Source organism: Candidatus Eisenbacteria bacterium, assembly GCA_035577985.1.
In the GTDB taxonomy this organism is placed as follows: Bacteria; Desulfobacterota; Binatia; order DP-6; family DP-6; genus DATJZY01.
Map to the genome: position 1 here is coordinate 53522 of DATJZY010000166.1, position 16884 is coordinate 70405.

Annotated in this window: 15 protein-coding genes; 14 read left to right on the top strand and 1 reads right to left on the bottom strand. The window is 72.0% G+C overall.

Annotated features, from left to right (window positions below; all coding sequences use genetic code 11):
• Positions 1-43 precede the first annotated feature (43 nt).
• From trpE to VMS22_23825, 14 genes are read left to right on the top strand one after another with little or no spacing between them, the layout of a single operon-like run.
• Positions 44-1477: an anthranilate synthase component I gene (gene trpE, locus VMS22_23760; GenBank protein ID HXJ37055.1), complete on the top strand. Its 1434-nt coding sequence runs from the start codon at positions 44-46 to the stop codon at positions 1475-1477.
• On the top strand, positions 1477-2067 hold the full coding sequence (locus tag VMS22_23765; GenBank protein HXJ37056.1) for an aminodeoxychorismate/anthranilate synthase component II: 591 nt from the start codon (positions 1477-1479) through the stop codon (positions 2065-2067). The genes trpE and VMS22_23765 overlap by 1 nt, the downstream gene beginning before the upstream one ends.
• A complete protein-coding gene (gene trpD, locus VMS22_23770) occupies positions 2064-3092 on the top strand; it encodes an anthranilate phosphoribosyltransferase (GenBank protein ID HXJ37057.1) in 1029 nt (342 codons plus the stop codon). The genes VMS22_23765 and trpD overlap by 4 nt, the downstream gene beginning before the upstream one ends.
• On the top strand, positions 3089-3862 hold the full coding sequence (trpC, locus tag VMS22_23775) for an indole-3-glycerol phosphate synthase TrpC (protein ID HXJ37058.1): 774 nt from the start codon (positions 3089-3091) through the stop codon (positions 3860-3862). The genes trpD and trpC overlap by 4 nt, the downstream gene beginning before the upstream one ends.
• The gene (locus tag VMS22_23780) at positions 3859-4467 is read left to right on the top strand and encodes a phosphoribosylanthranilate isomerase (protein HXJ37059.1); all 609 of its coding nucleotides are present in this window, start codon (positions 3859-3861) and stop codon (positions 4465-4467) included. Before trpC ends, VMS22_23780 begins: the two co-directional genes overlap by 4 nt.
• Positions 4424-5644 (top strand): tryptophan synthase subunit beta, encoded by a 1221-nt coding sequence (trpB, locus tag VMS22_23785; protein HXJ37060.1) that lies wholly within the window; start codon positions 4424-4426, stop codon positions 5642-5644. The genes VMS22_23780 and trpB overlap by 44 nt, the downstream gene beginning before the upstream one ends.
• Positions 5644-6447, top strand: a complete 804-nt coding sequence (trpA, locus tag VMS22_23790) for a tryptophan synthase subunit alpha (protein HXJ37061.1) — start codon at positions 5644-5646, stop codon at positions 6445-6447. The genes trpB and trpA overlap by 1 nt, the downstream gene beginning before the upstream one ends.
• Positions 6444-7763, top strand: coding sequence for a folylpolyglutamate synthase/dihydrofolate synthase family protein (locus tag VMS22_23795; GenBank protein HXJ37062.1), 1320 nt, complete (start codon positions 6444-6446; stop codon positions 7761-7763). Before trpA ends, VMS22_23795 begins: the two co-directional genes overlap by 4 nt.
• A complete protein-coding gene (lptD, locus tag VMS22_23800; GenBank protein HXJ37063.1) occupies positions 7760-10852 on the top strand; it encodes an LPS assembly protein LptD in 3093 nt (1030 codons plus the stop codon). Before VMS22_23795 ends, lptD begins: the two co-directional genes overlap by 4 nt.
• Positions 10849-11649: a sugar phosphate nucleotidyltransferase gene (locus tag VMS22_23805; GenBank protein ID HXJ37064.1), complete on the top strand. Its 801-nt coding sequence runs from the start codon at positions 10849-10851 to the stop codon at positions 11647-11649. The genes lptD and VMS22_23805 overlap by 4 nt, the downstream gene beginning before the upstream one ends.
• Positions 11646-12101 (top strand): dTDP-4-dehydrorhamnose 3,5-epimerase family protein, encoded by a 456-nt coding sequence (locus VMS22_23810; GenBank protein HXJ37065.1) that lies wholly within the window; start codon positions 11646-11648, stop codon positions 12099-12101. The genes VMS22_23805 and VMS22_23810 overlap by 4 nt, the downstream gene beginning before the upstream one ends.
• Positions 12102-12113: 12 nt before the next feature.
• Entirely contained in the window at positions 12114-13148 is a 1035-nt protein-coding gene (rfbB, locus tag VMS22_23815) for a dTDP-glucose 4,6-dehydratase (GenBank protein ID HXJ37066.1), read from the top strand.
• Positions 13149-13151: 3 nt separating this feature from the next.
• Complete coding sequence (gene gmd / locus VMS22_23820) at positions 13152-14120, top strand: GDP-mannose 4,6-dehydratase (protein HXJ37067.1); 969 nt, start codon at positions 13152-13154, stop codon at positions 14118-14120.
• Positions 14121-14127: 7 nt separating this feature from the next.
• Positions 14128-15075: a GDP-mannose 4,6-dehydratase gene (locus VMS22_23825; protein ID HXJ37068.1), complete on the top strand. Its 948-nt coding sequence runs from the start codon at positions 14128-14130 to the stop codon at positions 15073-15075.
• Between the two features lie 3 nt (positions 15076-15078).
• Here the strand turns inward: VMS22_23825 and argS are convergent, their stop codons facing one another.
• Positions 15079-16830 carry an arginine--tRNA ligase gene (argS, locus tag VMS22_23830; protein ID HXJ37069.1) on the bottom strand — a complete coding sequence of 584 codons (1752 nt, stop codon included), beginning with the start codon at positions 16828-16830 and terminating at the stop codon, positions 15079-15081.
• Positions 16831-16884 lie beyond the last annotated feature (54 nt).

Consider the following 16884-nt stretch of genomic DNA (forward strand, 5'->3'; position numbering starts at 1 on the left):
CGCGGGCGCGGTCTTCCCGTCGCGCGAGGACTTCCACGGCCTCGTGCGCCAGGGGAACCTCGTTCCCGTCACGCGCGAGATCCTGGCGGACCTCGAGACACCCGTCTCGGCGTTCCTGAAGGTGCATCGGGGGCCGTACGGCTTCCTGCTCGAGAGCGTCGAGCACGGCGAGAAATGGGGCCGCTACAGCTTCCTCGGCACCGAGCCGGCGCGCGTGCTGCGGCTGCGCGGACGGAGCGTCGAGCTCGAGACGCCCGGCGGCGCGACCGTCCGGCGCGAGACCGACGATCCGTTCGGCGAGGTGAAGCGCCTGCTCGCGCCGTATCGACCCGTCGCCGTGCCGGGTCTGCCACGCTTCACGGGCGGCGCCGTCGGCTACGTCGGCTACGACATGGTGCGCGCATTCGAGCGGCTGCCCGTGCGGACCACCGACGACCTCGGCATGCCGGACGCCTGCCTCATGCTGGTGCGGAGCCTCCTCGTCTTCGACAACATGGCGCAGAAGATCAAGGTCGTCGCGCACGCGCACGTGACCGACGACACGTCGCCCAACGCCGCCTACGACGAGGCGGTGGCGCGCGTCGACGAGCTGGTGGCACGGCTCGGCGCGGCGATCGTGGAACCGCGGGGCAGCGGGCGGGCGAGCGGCGAGGTGCGCTCCAACGTCTCGCCCGAGGCGTACCAGTCGATGGTGCGCCGGGCGAAGGAGTACGTCTTCGCGGGCGACGTCATCCAGGTGGTGCTCGCGCAGCGCTTCGAGCTGCCACTGAGCGCGGCGCCCTTCAACGTGTACCGCTGCCTGCGGACGGTGAATCCGTCGCCGTACCACTTCTTCCTCGCGCTCGGCGCCGACACCGTGGCCGGCGCGTCGCCCGAGGTGATGGCGCGCGTCGAGGGCGGCGAGGTGACGGTCCGCCCCATCGCCGGTACGCGGCCGCGCGGCACGATCGAGAAGGAGGACGCGGAGCTGGCCGCGGAGCTGCTCGCCAATCCGAAGGAGATCGCCGAGCACGTGATGCTGGTCGACCTGGCCCGCAACGACGTCGGCCGGGTGTCGGAGATCGGCTCGGTCGCCGTCACCGAGCGGATGATCCTCGAGCGCTACTCGCACGTGATGCACCTCGTCTCGAACGTACGCGGGAAGCTCATGCCCGACGTCGACGCGTTCGACGCGTTTCGCGCCACGTTCCCGGCGGGCACGCTCACCGGCGCGCCGAAGGTCCGTGCGATGGAGGTCATCGAGGAGCTCGAGCCCGTGCGGCGCGGGTTCTACGGCGGCGCGGTCGGCTATTTCGCGTTCGGCGGCGCCATGGACACGGCGATCGCGATCCGCAGCGTCCTCATGCGCGACGGCCGCGCCTACATCCAGTCGGGCGCGGGCATCGTCGCCGACTCCGATCCGGAGGCCGAGCACCGCGAGTGCGTCAACAAGGCGCGCGCGATGATCCAGGCCGTGCGGCTGGCGGAGGCGTTGTGATGGCCCGCGTCCGCCTTCTCATGATCGACAACTACGACTCGTTCACCTACAACCTCGTGCAGTATCTGGGCGAGCTCGGCGCCGACGTGACGGTGCGTCGCAACGACGCCATCGACCTCGACGGGATCGCGACGATGGCCCCGGACGCGGTCGTGATCTCGCCGGGCCCCTGCACGCCGCGCGAGGCCGGCATCTCGGTGCCCCTGATCCAGCGCTTCGCGGGGCAGCTGCCGATCCTCGGCGTGTGCCTGGGACACCAGGCGATCGGCGCCGCGTTCGGCGGCCAGATCGTGCGCTGCGACCGCATCATGCACGGCAAGACCTCGCCGATCCTGCACACCGGCGAGGGCCTCTTCGCCGGGCTTCCGAACCCGTTCGATGCCACGCGCTACCATTCGCTGGTGATCGATCCGTCGACGCTCCCGGCCGAGCTCGTGCGGACCGCGTGGACCGCCGAGAACGAGATCATGGGCGTGCGGCATCGCGAGCTCTTCGTCGAGGGCATCCAGTTCCATCCGGAATCGATCCTGACGCTCGCCGGGAAGGATCTGCTCGCGAACTTCCTCGCGCGGGTGCCGGCGGCCGCATGACACCGCAGGCCGCGCTCGGCCGGCTCGTCGGGGGCGACTCTCTCGCCGAAGACGAGATGGCCGCCCTCATGACCGCGCTCCTGGACGGCCAGATGACGCCGGCCCAGATCGGCGCGATCGCCGTCGCGCTGCGGATGAAGGGGGAGAGCGAAGCCGAGCTGGCGGGCGCCGCGCGCGCGATGCGCGCGCACATGACCCGGGTCGAGGGTGCGCCTGCGGGCGCCGTCGACACCTGCGGGACGGGCGGCGACGGCGCCGCCACGCTCAACGTGTCGACGGCAGCGGGGCTGGTGGTCGCGGCGGCCGGCGTGCCGGTGGCAAAGCACGGCAACCGGGCCGCGTCGGGCAGCGTCGGCGGCGCCGACGTCCTGGAGGGGCTCGGCGTGCGCCTCGTGCTCGATCCCGCCGCCGCGTCGGCGTGCCTGCGCGAGGTCGGATTCGTCTTCCTGTTCGCCCCCGCGTTCCATCCCGCGCTCCGCCACGCCGCGGCGCCGCGCCGCGAGCTCGGGGTCCGCACGTTCTTCAACCTGATCGGGCCGCTCGCGAATCCCGCCGGCGTCGGGCGGCAGGTGATCGGCGTGGCCGAGCGCCGGTGGGTCCTCCCGCTCGCGCACGTGCTCCAGCGGCTCGGCGCCGAGCGCGCGTGGGTCGTGCACGGCGCCGTCGGCCTCGACGAGCTGGCGCTCTCGGGCGAATCGCTGGTCGCGGACGTGACCCCGGGTGCGGTGGACACGCGCACCGTGAGGGCCGCGGACGCGGGTGTTCCATCTGCCCCGCTTGCCGCCCTGCGGGTCACGAGCGTCGCCGATGCGGTCGCGCGTGTGCGCGCCGTCCTCGCCGGAGAGCACGGACCGGCACGCGACGTGGTCTGCCTCAACGCCGCCGCCGCGCTGGTCGTGGGCGGGGCGGCGCGCGACCTGCGCGACGGCGCCGGGCAAGCGGCCCGCGCCATAGACGGCGGCGCCGCGACGGCGCTCCTCGAGCGGCTCGTCGCCTTCACGCAGGCTCGAGGAAGCGGGGCATGATCCTCGACGAGATCCTCGCTCACAAGGTCGACGAGGTCTCGGCGCGCAAGCGCGAGGTGCCCCCGTCGGCCCTGCGCGAGCGGCCCCTCTACGCCGAGCCGCGCCGCGGCTTCCGGGCGGCGCTCGCCGCGCGGCCGGCGCCCGCCGTGATCGCGGAGCTGAAGCGCGCCTCGCCGTCCAAGGGCGTGATCCGTACGCACTACGACCCACCCGCCCATGCGCGGAGCTACGAAGCCGCCGGTGCCGCCGCGCTGTCGGTCCTGACCGACGAGCGCTTCTTCGAGGGCCATCTGGACCATCTCGCGATCGTGCGCGGCGTCGTCGCCCTCCCGTGCCTGCGCAAGGACTTCCTCGTCGATCCGTACCAGATCGACGAAGCACGGGCGTTCGGCGCCGACGCCGTGCTCGTGATCGCCGCCGCCGGCTCGGCGGCGCTGCGCGTCGAGCTGCTGGCGGCGGCGCGCGAGGCGGGGCTCGACGCGCTCGTCGAGGCGCACGACGAGCGCGAGCTCGAGTGGGCGTTGGCCGCGGGTGCGACGCTCGTGGGCGTCAACAACCGCGACCTCGCGACCTTCGCCGTGAGCCTCGAGACCACCGAGCGGCTGGCGGCGCTCGTGCCGCCGGGAATCCTCCTCGTCGCCGAGAGCGGCATCCACTCGGCGGGCGACGTCCGTCGCATGGTGGCGGCCGGCGCCCGCGCGGTCCTGGTCGGCGAGGCCTTCATGGCGGCGCCGGATCCCGGGGCGGCGCTCGCGGAGTTCCTCACGTGAGCGTGGTCGTGAAGATCTGCGGCGTCTGCACGCCCGAGGACGCGCGGGCCGCGGTCGACGCCGGCGCCGACCTCCTTGGCCTCAACTTCGTGCCGTCGAGCCCGCGCTATCTCGTGCCCGACGCGGCGCGCCGCGTGGCGGCGGCCGCCACCGTGCCGCTCGTCGGGGTCTTCGTCGACGCCCCGCGGGAGGAGGTCCTGCGCATCGCCGCGCACGTCGGCCTCGCAGGCCTCCAGTTCCACGGCGACGAGCCACCCGCGTACTGCCGCGGCTGGACGCAGCAGACGATCAAGGCGCTGCGGCCGCGCCCCGGCGAGGACGCGGCGGCGCGCGCCGCCGACTACGACACCGACTTCATCCTGCTCGACACCTGGGTTCCCGGCGTCGCCGGCGGCACGGGCGTCGCGCTCGACCCGGCGGCCGCGTGCGGTCTTCCGCGCGACCGCCTGTTCGTGGCCGGGGGCCTTCGGCCCGAGACGGTGGCGGACGTCGTGCGCGCGCTGCGTCCCCACGGCGTCGACGTGGCCTCGGGCGTCGAGCGCAGACCCGGAGTGAAGGACCATGACAAGATCCGCGAGTTCATCCGACGCGCGAAAGCTGCCTGACGCCGAGGGGCACTTCGGGCAGTACGGCGGCCGCTTCGTCGCCGAGACGCTCATGCCGGCGATCCTCGACCTCGAGCGGGCGTGGTCGAAGCTGCGCAAGGACCCAGGCTTCCGGCGCGAGTTCCACGGCTGGCTCGCCGACTACGCGGGGCGTCCGACGCGCCTCCACTTCGCGCGGCGCCTGACGGAGCGGCTGGGCGGGGCGCGGATCTACCTGAAGCGCGAGGACCTCCTCCACACCGGAGCGCACAAGATCAACAACACGATCGGCCAGGCGCTCGTCGCCCGGCGCCTGAAGAAGCGCCGGCTGATCGCCGAGACGGGGGCGGGGCAGCACGGCGTCGCGACGGCGACCGTCGCCGCGTTGTTCGGCATGCCGTGCGAGATCTTCATGGGCGCCGAAGACGTGCGCCGGCAGAGCCTCAACGTGTTCCGCATGAAGCTCCTCGGCGCCGAGGTCCGCGTGGTCGAGTCGGGTGCGCGTACGCTGAAGGACGCCATGAACGAGGCGCTGCGCGACTGGATCGCGACCGTGACCGACACGTTCTACGTGATCGGCACCGTGGCGGGCCCGCATCCGTACCCGCTCATGGTCCGCGACTTCCAGTCCGTCATCGGCGCGGAGGCGCGCCGCCAGATCCTGAAGGCCACCGGGAAGCTGCCCACCGCGGCCGTCGCATGCATCGGCGGCGGCTCGAACGCGATGGGGCTCTTCCACGCCTTCCGCAACGACCGCCGGGTCCAGCTCGTCGGCGTCGAGGCGGCCGGCCGCGGCCTCGAGACGGGCGCGCACGCGGCGTCGCTCTCGGCGGGGCAGGTGGGTGTCCTGCACGGCAACAAGACGTACCTGCTGCAGGACGAGACCGGGCAGATCCGCGAGGCCCACTCGATCTCGGCGGGGCTCGACTACCCGGGCGTCGGGCCGGAGCACGCGTATCTCCGCGACACCGGCCGCGCGACGTACGTGACCGCGACCGACGACGAGGCGGTGTCGGCACTCCAGCTCCTGTCGTCGACCGAAGGCATCATCCCCGCGCTCGAGAGCGCCCACGCGATCGCGCACGTGGCGCGCATCGCGCCGGCGATGCGGCGCAGCGACGTGCTGCTCGTGTGTCTGTCCGGCCGCGGCGACAAGGACATGGGCACGGTCGCGCAGCACCTCGGAGTGCGCCTCTGATGACACGCATCGACGACACGTTCGCTGCGCTGCGCGCGCGGCGCGAGGTGGGCTTCGTCGCCTACCTCACGGCGGGCGACCCGTCGCTCGCCGTCACGCCCGATCTCCTGCGCGCGCTCGTGGCGGGAGGAGCCGACCTGATCGAGCTCGGGGTGCCGTTCTCCGACCCGATGGCCGACGGCCCGGTCCTGCAGCGCGCCGCCACGCGTGCGATCGCCGCCGGCACGAGCCTCGCGCGCGTGCTCGAGATGGTCGCCGAGCGCCGTGCCGAGCTGCCGGTGCCGATCGTGCTCTTCGGCTACTACAACCCGTTCTTTCGCTACGGGCTCGACGCGGTGGCGCGCGACGCGCGCTCGGCCGGGGTCGACGGCTTCCTGTGCGTCGATCTGCCGCCCGAGGAGGCGGCCGATCTCTCGGCGGCGCTCGCGCGCAACCAGCTCGACCTGATCCGTCTGCTGGCGCCGACCACGCCGATCACCCGCGCAAGGAAGATCGCGAACGCGGCGAGCGGCTTTCTCTACTTCGTCTCCGTGCTGGGCGTGACGGGGGCTCGACGTGAGCTGCCGCGCGAGCTCGAGGAGCTCGTGCGGCGCGTCGCCGCCGTGACGGCGCTTCCCATCGGCGTCGGCTTCGGCGTCCAGACCCCCGAGCAGGCACGCTGGATCGCCGGCTTCGCCGACGCGGTCGTGGTGGGCAGCGCGATCCAGCGCCTGGTCGAGGAGCACGGCGCCGCCGGCGCGCCGGCCCGCGTCGAGGCCTTCGTGCGGAGCCTCAAGGACGGCATGCGCGCGGCCGAGCGGTGACGGCGTACACCGACACCATCGCCTACCTCCACGGCCTCGAGGTCACGAAGGGCTGGGACCTCGAGCTCGAGCGCATCCGCGCGGCGCTCGCGCGCCGCGGGCATCCCGAAGCACGCGTGCCGGCGCTCCACGTGGCGGGCACGAACGGGAAGGGGTCCACGGCCGCGATGCTCGAGGCCGTGCTGCGCGCCGCCGGCTACCGGACGGGCCTCTACACGTCGCCGCACCTCGTCGACTTCGCCGAGCGCATCCGCGCAGGAGGGCTCGCGATGCCGCACGACGCGATCGTCGAGCTCGTCGCGGAGCTGCGGGGCGATCTCGATCGGGCGGGCATCGCCCTCACGCACTTCGAGTTCGCGACCCTGCTCGCGCTCGAGTGGTTCGCCCGCATCGGCGTCGAGGTGGGCGTGATCGAGGTCGGCCTCGGCGGCCGGCTCGACGCGACCAACGTGGTGCACCCGATCGTGACCGCCGTGACGTCGATCGCCCGCGACCACGAGGAGTTCCTCGGCAGCGATCTCCGCTCGATCGCGCGCGAGAAGGCGGGCATCGCCAAGCCCGGCGTCCCACTCGTGGTCGGGCGGATCGTGACCGAGGCCGAGGACGTCGTCGTCGCCCACGCGCGCGCGGTGGGCGCTCCGGTCGTCTCCGCGGTGCGCGATGCGACCCTCGAAGCGGGTGCGGGCGGGCTCGCCTTCCGGGGGCCCCGGGGCCACGCATGGGACCGCCTCCGGATCGGCCTGCCGGGCGCCGTGCAGGAGGAGAACGCACGCGTCGCGCTGACGGTCCTTTCGTGTGCGGCGGAGCGGTTCCCGTGCACGGTCGACGCCGTCCGCGGCGGGCTCGGGGCGGCGCGGTGGCCCGGCCGGCTCGCGACCCTGCGGGAGCGCCCGCGCGTGGTGGTGGACGGCGCCCACAATCCGGCCGGCGTCGAGATGCTCCTGCGCGAGCTTCCGGCCCTGGTCGCCGACCGTCGCGTGACCCTCGTCTTCGCGGTCATGGCCGACAAGGCGTGGCAGGCGATGCTCGATCCGCTCGCGCGGGCATCGGCGCGCGTCGTGCTGACGCGCGTCGGGCGGCGCGGTCTCGATCCACAGGTCATGGCGGCCCACGTCGGCGATCAGATCCCGACGGACGTCCTCGAGGAGGCGCGCGCCGCCGTCGAGCGTGCGCTCGCGGTCACGGCCGACGACGGCGCCGTCGTGGTCGCCGGATCGCTGTTTCTGGCGGGCGAGGCCTACCTCGCGCTCGGCCAACGCGAGCTGATCCCGCCTTGGCAAGGTTGGGAGCGAATTGGTACACAGGCGCGCCCATGAGCGTCGACCAGGTCGTCCGGTTGGGACTGGCAGCCTTGCTGCTGGTCGCCGGGCGTGGTTGGGCGGGCGAGCTCGACGGACCCACGATGTCCGCCGAGGTACGCGTGCTGTCCGGGCCGAACGCGCCGACGGTGATCACGCTCCAGGCCGAGCCCGACGCGCGCATCGAGGACCGCACGCCGGGCGCGCATCCGGCGTCGGACGTGAAGGGGCCGGCGAGCGTCGGCGAGACGTTCACCGACGAAGTGAGCTTCCTGGTCGCCGGCGCACCCGTCTCGCGCCAGGCCGCGATCGAGGTCGCCGACGCGCTCGTCTCGACGGTGCGCCTGTCGCCCGAGGCGGGCGGCACCCAGGTGGTCGTGTTCGTCCGGCAGCCGGTCAGCTACACGATCGCCCACCCGACGGCGACGGGCGCCATCGCCGTCACGCTGCGGCCCCGCACGGTCGCGACCGCGGCCGCGCAACCTGCCGGTACGCGCAAGCGTGCGGCGCCGCGCGCCGAAGGCGAGAGCAACCAGGTCGCCGTCGACGCCGCGGAGATGCAATACGACCAGGACCAGAACGTCCTCACCGCGCGCGGCGGCGTGACGCTCACGCGCGGCGAGACGACGGTGCGCGCCGACGAGGTGACCTACGATCGCACGACGGCGGTCGCCGAGGCGCGCGGGCACGTCGTGGTGGTCGATCCCGAGGGCACGATGGAGGGCGAGGCGGCGCGCCTCGACCTCGACGACGAGACCGGCTGGGTCGTCGACGCGGAAGCCGACATGAAACGGAGCCCGTACCACTTGAAGGCGGGCCAGGTGGAGAAGCTGGGCGGGCCCTGCTACCGGGTGGAGAACGGCGTCTTCACGACCTGCCGCTGCGGCGGCATCGAGTCGCCCTCGTGGAGCATCGCCGGGAAGGAGACCAACGTCACGCTCGGCGGCGTCGGCGTCACCAAGGACGCCACCCTGCGCGTGCAGGACACACCGGTCTTCTGGTCGCCGTACTTCCTCTTTCCGGCCAACACGGAGCGCGAGACCGGCTTCCTCTTCCCGCGCCTGGGCTACTCGAACAAGCGCGGCTTCCTCTACGAGCAGCCGTTCTTCTGGGCGATCGACAAGAGCAACGACGCGACCATCACCGCCGATCTCGAGACCGCCGCCCGCGTCGGCGTGATCGGCGAGTACCGCTATCAGTGGTCCAAAGAGACGCGCGGCATCTTCACCGGCGCCTACTTCAACGAGCGGATCGGCGGAAGCCCCGAGCCGATCACGCCCCTCTCGCCCCAGTCGGCGGAGGTGCCCGTCAATCGCTGGGTCGTGGCCGGGCGGCACATCCAGCCGTTCCTGTGGGACAGCAAGCTCTACCTCGACGTGCTCCGCGTGAGCGACGACGACTTCTTCCGCGAGATCCGCGCCTTCTCGTCGACGGTCCGCAGCGACATCCAGATCCGCAGCACGCGCTTCACCCGCTCGCGGCTCGGCGCCATCAAGACGTGGGACGACGGCCTGGCGCAGGTCGACGCGACGGCGTACCAGGACCTGATAGATTCGCAGGACCTGACGCTCGACCGGGTGCCGCGGGTGAACGCCGAGCACGCGATGCCGCTGCTCGGCGGCGTGGTCGTGGGCCGGCTCGCCGGCGAGGCGACCGATTTCCAGCGCACCGAAGGCTACGACGGCCTGCGGCTGGACTTTGCCCCCGAGCTCACGCTGCCCTTCAATTGGGGACGCTACCTGTACGGCTCCGTCCGCGGGCAGTTTCGCGAAACCGCATACCACCTGACCAACGGCGAGCAGGTGGGGATCTTCGTGCCGGACAACCCGGGTATCGCGACGAAGTTCGCGCTCGGAAAGAACGTGCTGCCCGACCTCGACACGAACCGCAGCCGCGAGATCGGCGAGGTCCATACGACGCTCGGAACCGAGCTCACCCACGTCTACCGTTTCCCGTACTTCGGGTTCGAGAAGATCCGGCACACGATCGAGCCGGAGATCCAGTACCTGTACGTCCCACAGGTGGGGCGCGACGTGGGCTCCGTTCGCACGCGCGTCGACGGCAATCCGGGGACGCTGTTCAGCGAGGGGTATCTCTTCGACGACGTCGACGCGATCAACCGGCGCAACTTCATCTCGTACGGCGTCACCACCCGGGTCTTCGGGCGGGCCGCCACCGCCACCGAGACCGCGCGCGCCGCGAGCGAGCTCGCCGAGGAGGCGGCAGCCTCCGAGGACGACGAGGACAACGAGGACGAGGACGGCGAGAACCTGTCCGATCAGTTCGATCAGGTCGCGGCGGACATGCTCCCGCAAGGCCTGCCGCTGGCGGCGGCGCCGCCCGGGAAGCCGCGCAAGCCGACGGCGGCTACCCCCGCGAGCGTCAACACCTCGCAGGAGCTCGCGCGCGCGAGCGTGCTCCAGGGCTACGACATCTCGCGCAGCATCGCCGGCGGGAGCCATCTCTCCGACCTCGACTTCCAGCTGCGCGTGACGCCGACGGGGTACCTGGGCTTCTCGTACGCGAACTCCATCGACCTGAACGACGGGCGGCTCCTCGCACAGTCGATCGGCATGGTGCTGCGCGAGCCGTGGTGGCAGCCGCCCCCGGGACGCGTCAGCTTCCAGAGCCCGTCCGCGATCGGCGCCTCGTACCGGTTCACCGCCGACAACTTGAACGCCGGCCTCACGCCCGGATCGCCGGAGAACCGGCTCTTCAACAACCCCGACCCGGTCGAGGAGGTCGACGGCACGGCATATCTGCGCCTGGGCGACTACATGGGGTTCCTGTTCGTGGCGCGCTACAGCCTCGCGCCCACGCTCGGCGTCGATCCCAACAACACGAACCGCCTCATCACCATCGGCCCGCAGTTCCTCGAGCGGGACTACATCTTCCGGATCATGTCACGCTGCGACTGCTGGATCTTCGAGATCGGCGCGTCCGATCGCTCGGACACGAACGATACGACGATCCGCGTGCAGTTCACGCTCTACGGCCTCGGCTCGATCGGCCAGGGGCCGAGCAACCGGACCTACACGGGGCTCGCCGGCCTGCAGAACCTCGGCTACAAGCGTCCCTGGGCGACTGGAACGGGGCCCGCGCCATGAAGGGTGTGGTCCTCGCCGGCGGGCTCGGGACGCGCCTCCTGCCGCTCACGCGCATCACCAACAAGCACCTGCTGCCGGTGTTCGACCGGCCGATGATCTACTACCCGCTGCAGGCGCTCATCAACGCCGGCATTCGCGACATCCTGATCGTCACCGGCGGCCAGCACGCGGGCGATTTCCTGCGCCTGCTGCGCAACGGCAAGGACTTCGGGCTCGATCGCCTGCACTATGCGTATCAGGAGGGCGAAGGTGGCATCGCGGCGGCCCTCGCGCTCGCGGAACGCTTCGCCGAGGGCGACCGGATCTGCGTCGTGCTCGGAGACAACATCGTCGAGGGCTCGATCGTCCCCGCGGTGCGCCGATTCGCGCGCCAGCGCAAGGGCGCGCGCGTGATCCTGAAGGAGGTGCCCGACGCCGAGCGCTTCGGCGTCGCGGAGATCTCCGGGGGGCGGGTGGTCTCCATCGTCGAGAAGCCGAAGCGGCCCAAGAGCCGCTACGCCGTCACCGGGATCTACATGTACGACCGTCAGGTTTTTGACGTGATCAAGACGCTCGAGCCCTCGGGGCGGGGCGAGCTCGAGATCACGGACGTCAATACCTGGTACTTGAGACGCGGCCAGCTCTCGTGTGAGATCCTGGATGGTTGGTGGACGGACGCAGGCACGATGGCGTCGCTGCACAGGGCCGGCAATCTCGTCGCCGAGACGGGAGCCAATCGGCTGGACGGGCCGACGACGCGCGTGCCGGACGCGGGCGAAGCGCCGCGTCGCGCCGTGGCGGCGAGGAGACGCGGATGATCGACGGGGTGGTGGTGAAGGAATGCACGGTCCATGCGGACGACCGCGGCACGCTCGTCGAGGTGGTCCGCGACGACGAGCCGGTCTTCCGCGAGGTGAAGCAGACGACGCTCACCGTCACGTACCCCGGCGTGATCAAGGCCTTCCATTGGCACGTGCGGCAGTGGGACGTCTGGTTCTTCGCGAGCGGCAACGCGCAGGTCGTGCTCTACGACCTCCGCGAGGGATCGCCTACGTGCGGGCAGACGCAGGTCCTGTACATGGGGGCCGCCAAGCCGCGGGTGATCGCCATCCCGCCGGGCGTGGCGCACGGCTACCGGGTGCTCGGGAACGAGCCGGTCGCGCTCTTCTACCATACGACCGAGCACTACGACGCGGCGAATCCCGACGAGGAGCGGATCCCGTTCGACGACCCTCGCATCGGATTCGACTGGCGAACCAAGAACCGGTAGCGTCGGGCGCGCATGCGGCTGCTCGTCACCGGGGCGGCGGGGTTCATCGGCACGAACTTCGTCCGCCAGGCCCTGGGATCGCGGCGGGAGCGGGTCGGACGCCTGGTCGCGGTCGACGTCCTCACCTACGCGGGCAACTACGCGAACCTTGCCGATCTCGACGGCGATCCGGTCTTCCGATTCGTCAAGGCGGACATCGCCGACGCGCCGGCCATGGCCGCGCTCGTTCGCGAGGAGCGGATCGACACGCTGGTCAACTTCGCGGCCGAGTCGCACGTCGACCGCAGCATCGAGGACGCGGCGCCGTTCCTGCGCACCAACGTCCACGGGACGATCGCGCTGCTCGAAGCGGTACGTGGGCTCGCGGGGTTCCGGTGCTTCCTGCACGTCTCGACCGACGAGGTCTACGGCACGATCCCGACCGGACGCGCGACCGAAGATGCGCCGCTGCGCCCGTCGAGCCCGTACGCCGCCAGCAAGGCCGCGGCGGACGGCTTCGTGCAGGCCTACGCTACGACGTACGGCGTACCGGCGGCGATCACGCGCTGCTCGAACAACTACGGCCCGTATCAGTTCCCCGAGAAGCTGATCCCGCTGTTCGTCACCAACGCCTTCGCCGGAGAGCCCCTGCCGCTGTATGGCGACGGCATGCAGGTCCGCGACTGGATCCACGTCGCGGACCATTGCGAGGCCCTCTGGCACGTCCTGGGGCTCGGCGTGACGGACGCCCCCGTCTTCAACGTGAGCGCGCACAACGAGACGCCGAATCGCGAGGTCACGACCGCGATCCTGCGCCTCACCGGACGCGGTGCCGACCTCGTCCGGCACGTGACGGATCGGCCCGGGCACGATCGCCGCTACGCGCTCGACGCCTCCCGCCTGCGCGCGACCGGCTGGACGTCACGCCGGGCGTTCGCGGACGGCCTCGCCGAGACGGTCGCATGGTACCGCGACCATCGTGCCTGGTGGGACGACGTGAAGAGCGGCGCCTACCGCGACTACTACGAGCGCATGTACGGCGCGCGCCTGCGCACGGCGACCTCCTGACCGATGGCACCCACGGCGCTCATCACCGGCATCACCGGACAGGACGGCTCGTACCTGGCGGAGTTCCTGCTCGGGCAGGGCTACCGCGTGGTCGGCATGGTGCGGCGCGCCAGCACCGAGAACTTCGAGCGCATCGCGCACCTGCAGGGGCGCATCGAGCTCCGGCAGGCGGACCTGCTCGACCAGCTCTCGCTCATCGACATCCTGAAAGACGCTCGACCCGACGAGATCTACAACCTCGCGGCCCAGTCATTCGTCCCGACGTCGTGGCAGCAGCCCGTCCTCACGGCCGAGTTCGATGCGGTCGGCGTGACGAAGCTCCTCGAGTCGATGCGGCTGGTGGTCCCCGAGGCACGCTTCTACCAGGCGAGCTCGAGCGAGATGTTCGGCAAGGTGCGCGAGACGCCGCAGCGCGAGTCGACGCCCTTCTACCCGCGGAGCCCGTACGGCGTCGCGAAGGTCTACGGGCACTTCATCACGGTCAACTATCGCGAGAGCTACGGGCTCTTCGCCTGCTCGGGGATCCTCTTCAACCACGAGTCGCCGCGGCGCGGGAAGGAGTTCGTGACCCGCAAGGTCTCGGACGGCGTCGCGCGCATCAAGCTCGGGCTCCAGAAGGAGCTGCGCATGGGGAACCTCGAGGCGCGGCGCGACTGGGGCTTCGCCGGCGACTACGTGGAAGCCATGTGGCGCATGCTCCAGCAGGCGGCGCCCGACGACTACGTGGTCGCGACCGGCGAGACACACGCCGTCCGCGAGCTGGTCGAGGTCGCGTTCGGCGTCGTCGGGCTCGACTGGCGGGACTACGTGCGCGAGGATCCCGCCTTTCTTCGCCCGGCCGAGGTCGACCTCCTGGTCGGCGACGCCGCCAAGGCGCGCAGCCGGCTCGGCTGGGCGCCACGCGTGAGCTTCCACGGCCTGGTCGAGATGATGGTCCGCGCCGACCTCGCGCGCCTCGGGCAGGCCACCTAGCGCCGCCGTGCGCGTACTCGTCACCGGGATCGGGGGCTTCGTCGGACCGTGGCTGGCGCGTGCGCTCGCGGCGTGCGGACACGAGGTCCACGGCTTCGTGCGCTCGGCCGAGGAGCGCTCGGCGGTCGCGGGCCTCACGACGGCGACGCATCAGGGCGACGTCACCGATCGTGACGGGGTGGCGCGGACGCTCGCCGCGGTCGCGGCCGAGGCGGTGGTCCATCTCGCGGCCGTATCGTTCGTCCCCGAAGCCGAGGCCGATCCGGACCTCGCCTATCGCGTGAACGTCGGCGGCACGATCGCGGTCCTCGCCGCGGTGCGGGCGGCGGTGCCGCGCGCGCGCGTCCTCCACGTCGGCTCGTCCGACGCGTACGGTGCGGTCCGGCGCGAGGAGCTGCCGGTCACCGAGGAGACGCCCTTTCGCCCGCTCTCGGTCTACGGGGCGTCGAAGGCGGCCGCCGACATCACGGCCGCGCAGTGGGCTCGCAGCTACGGCCTGGACGTCGTGCGCGCGCGGCCGTTCAATCACACCGGGCCCGGACAGCAGCCGACGTTCGTGTGCGCGGCGCTCGCGCGGCAGATCGCGGCCATCGAGCGGGGTGACCAGGAGCCGGTGCTGCGGGTCGGGAACGCCGACCCCGTGCGCGACTTCTCCGACGTGCGCGACATCGTCGCCGGCTACGTCGCGCTCCTCGACCGCGGCAAGGGCGGGGAGGCGTACAACCTCTGTGCCGGCGAGGGCGTCAGCATCGCCGAGGTGATCGCGCTCCTGCGCACGCACGCGCGCGTTCCGCTGCGGGTCGCGAGCGACCCGGCCCTCAAGCGCGCGGTCGAGATCGAGCGCATCGTCGGCAGCCACGCCCGCGCGACCGCCGACACCGGCTGGACTCCGACGATCCCACTCACCGAGACGCTGCGGATCGTGCTCGACGACTGGCGGCAGCGGCGCGCCTGAGCGCTACATCCGCTCCAGGGTGTCGATGCCGAGCAGGCCGAGGCCGGTCGCGAGCGTCCGCGCGGTGAGATCGCACAGGACGAGCCGGCTCTCGCGCACCGCCGGCTCGGCCGGCAGCACCGGGCACGCCTCGTAGAACGTGCTGAAGGTCGTCGCCACGTCGTAGAGGTAGCCGCACAGGCGATGCGGCTCGAGCGTGGCGGCGACCGCCTCGACGACGCCGTCGGCCTGCAGGAGCTGGAGGACGAGCGCACGCTCGGCGGGATGCCCGAGGGCAACCGGGACGCTCGGCGCCGCGTCGAGGCCCGCCTTGCGGAAGATCGCCCGGATCCGCGCGTAGGCGTACTGGAGGTAGGGCGCGGTGTTGCCGTCCATGGCGAGCATGCGCGCCCAGCTGAAGACGTAGTCCTTCACGCGGTCGCTGGCGAGGTCGGCGTACTTGATCGCGCCGATCCCGACCGCACGTGCGACGCCGCCGCGCGTGGCGGCATCGAGGTCGGGGTTCTTCTCGAGCACGATGCGGCCCGCGCGCTCCTCGGCCTCGTCGAGCAGCTCGGCCAGGCGGACGGTGTCGCCGCTGCGCGTCTTGAAGGGCCTGCCGTCCTCGCCGAGGACCGTGCCGAACACCACGTGCTCGAGGCGCGCATCGTCCGGTACCCAGCCGGCGGCCCGCGCCGTCGCGAAGACCATCGCGAAGTGCTGCTGCTGGCGCGCGTCGGTCACGTAGACGATCCGTCGCGCCCCGAGCTCGCGCAGCCGGAAGCGGAGCGCCGCGAGATCGGTCGTGGCGTAGAGGTAGCCGCCGTCGGATTTCTGCACGATGAGGGGCAGGGGCGCGCCCTCCTTCGTCTTGAAGCCGTCCGGGAAGACGCAGACCGCCCCCTCGCTGTCGCGTGCGAGCCCGGCGGCACGCAGCTCGGCGACCACCTCGGCCAGGCGCTCGTTGTAGAAGCTCTCGCCGCGGACGTCGCTCGCGGCGAGCGTGACGCCGAGGCGCGCGTACGCGGCCTGGAACTGCTCGGCGGAGATCGCGACCAGGGCCTGCCACAGGCGGCGCGTCTCGGCGTCGCCGCGTTGCAGCGCGACCACCCGCTGGCGGGCCCGCGCCGCGAACGCCGGATCGCTGGTCTCGAGCGCCGCCGCGTCGCGATAGAGCCCGGTCAGATCGACGTCGGATCCGAGCAGGTCCACCGGGTCCCTGCCCGCCGCCTTGCCGAGGTCGAACAGGCGCTCGATCAGGAGCCCGAACTGCGTGCCCCAGTCGCCGATGTGGTTCTGGCGCACGACCCGGTTGCCCATGAACGCGATCGTGCGCGCGAGCGCGTCGCCGATGACGGTGCTGCGCAGGTGTCCGACGTGCATCTCCTTGGCGACGTTCGGCCCCGAATAGTCGACCACCACCGTCCGGGGCGCGGCGTCCGGCGCAATGCCGAGGCGCGGGTCGCGCGCCGCCGACGTGGCGAGCGCGGCGAGAACGCCGTCGTCCAGGCGGACGTTCACGAATCCAGGCCCGGCGATCTCGGGCGGCGCGCACAGCCCCGATGCGTCGAACGCGCCGACGATGGCCTCCGCGATCTCGCGCGGCTTCTTGCCGAGGCGCTTGCCGAGGCTCATGGCGACGTTCGCCTGGAAGTCGCCGAAGCGGGCGTCCTGCGTCTCGCGAACGACCGGGTCGACGCTCGCGAGGTCCGCACCCAGGGCGCGCGCGATCGCCGCGCGCATCCGCTCGGCGATCATGTCGTGCAGCTTCGCCACGGCCGGCGCATGGTTCCGACCCTGGCCCTCCGCGTCAAGCGGCCGTCGCGGTTG

Coding starts and splice junctions, on each gene's coding strand:
- trpC (HXJ37058.1), top strand. CDS start 3,089: ATGATCCTCGACGAGATCCTCGCTCACAAGGTCGACGAGGTCTCGGCG.
- gmd (HXJ37067.1), top strand. CDS start 13,152: ATGGCACCCACGGCGCTCATCACCGGCATCACCGGACAGGACGGCTCG.
- VMS22_23765 (HXJ37056.1), top strand. CDS start 1,477: ATGGCCCGCGTCCGCCTTCTCATGATCGACAACTACGACTCGTTCACC.
- VMS22_23810 (HXJ37065.1), top strand. CDS start 11,646: ATGATCGACGGGGTGGTGGTGAAGGAATGCACGGTCCATGCGGACGAC.
- lptD (HXJ37063.1), top strand. CDS start 7,760: ATGAGCGTCGACCAGGTCGTCCGGTTGGGACTGGCAGCCTTGCTGCTG.
- VMS22_23805 (HXJ37064.1), top strand. CDS start 10,849: ATGAAGGGTGTGGTCCTCGCCGGCGGGCTCGGGACGCGCCTCCTGCCG.
- trpA (HXJ37061.1), top strand. CDS start 5,644: ATGACACGCATCGACGACACGTTCGCTGCGCTGCGCGCGCGGCGCGAG.
- trpD (HXJ37057.1), top strand. CDS start 2,064: ATGACACCGCAGGCCGCGCTCGGCCGGCTCGTCGGGGGCGACTCTCTC.
- trpB (HXJ37060.1), top strand. CDS start 4,424: ATGACAAGATCCGCGAGTTCATCCGACGCGCGAAAGCTGCCTGACGCC.
- rfbB (HXJ37066.1), top strand. CDS start 12,114: ATGCGGCTGCTCGTCACCGGGGCGGCGGGGTTCATCGGCACGAACTTC.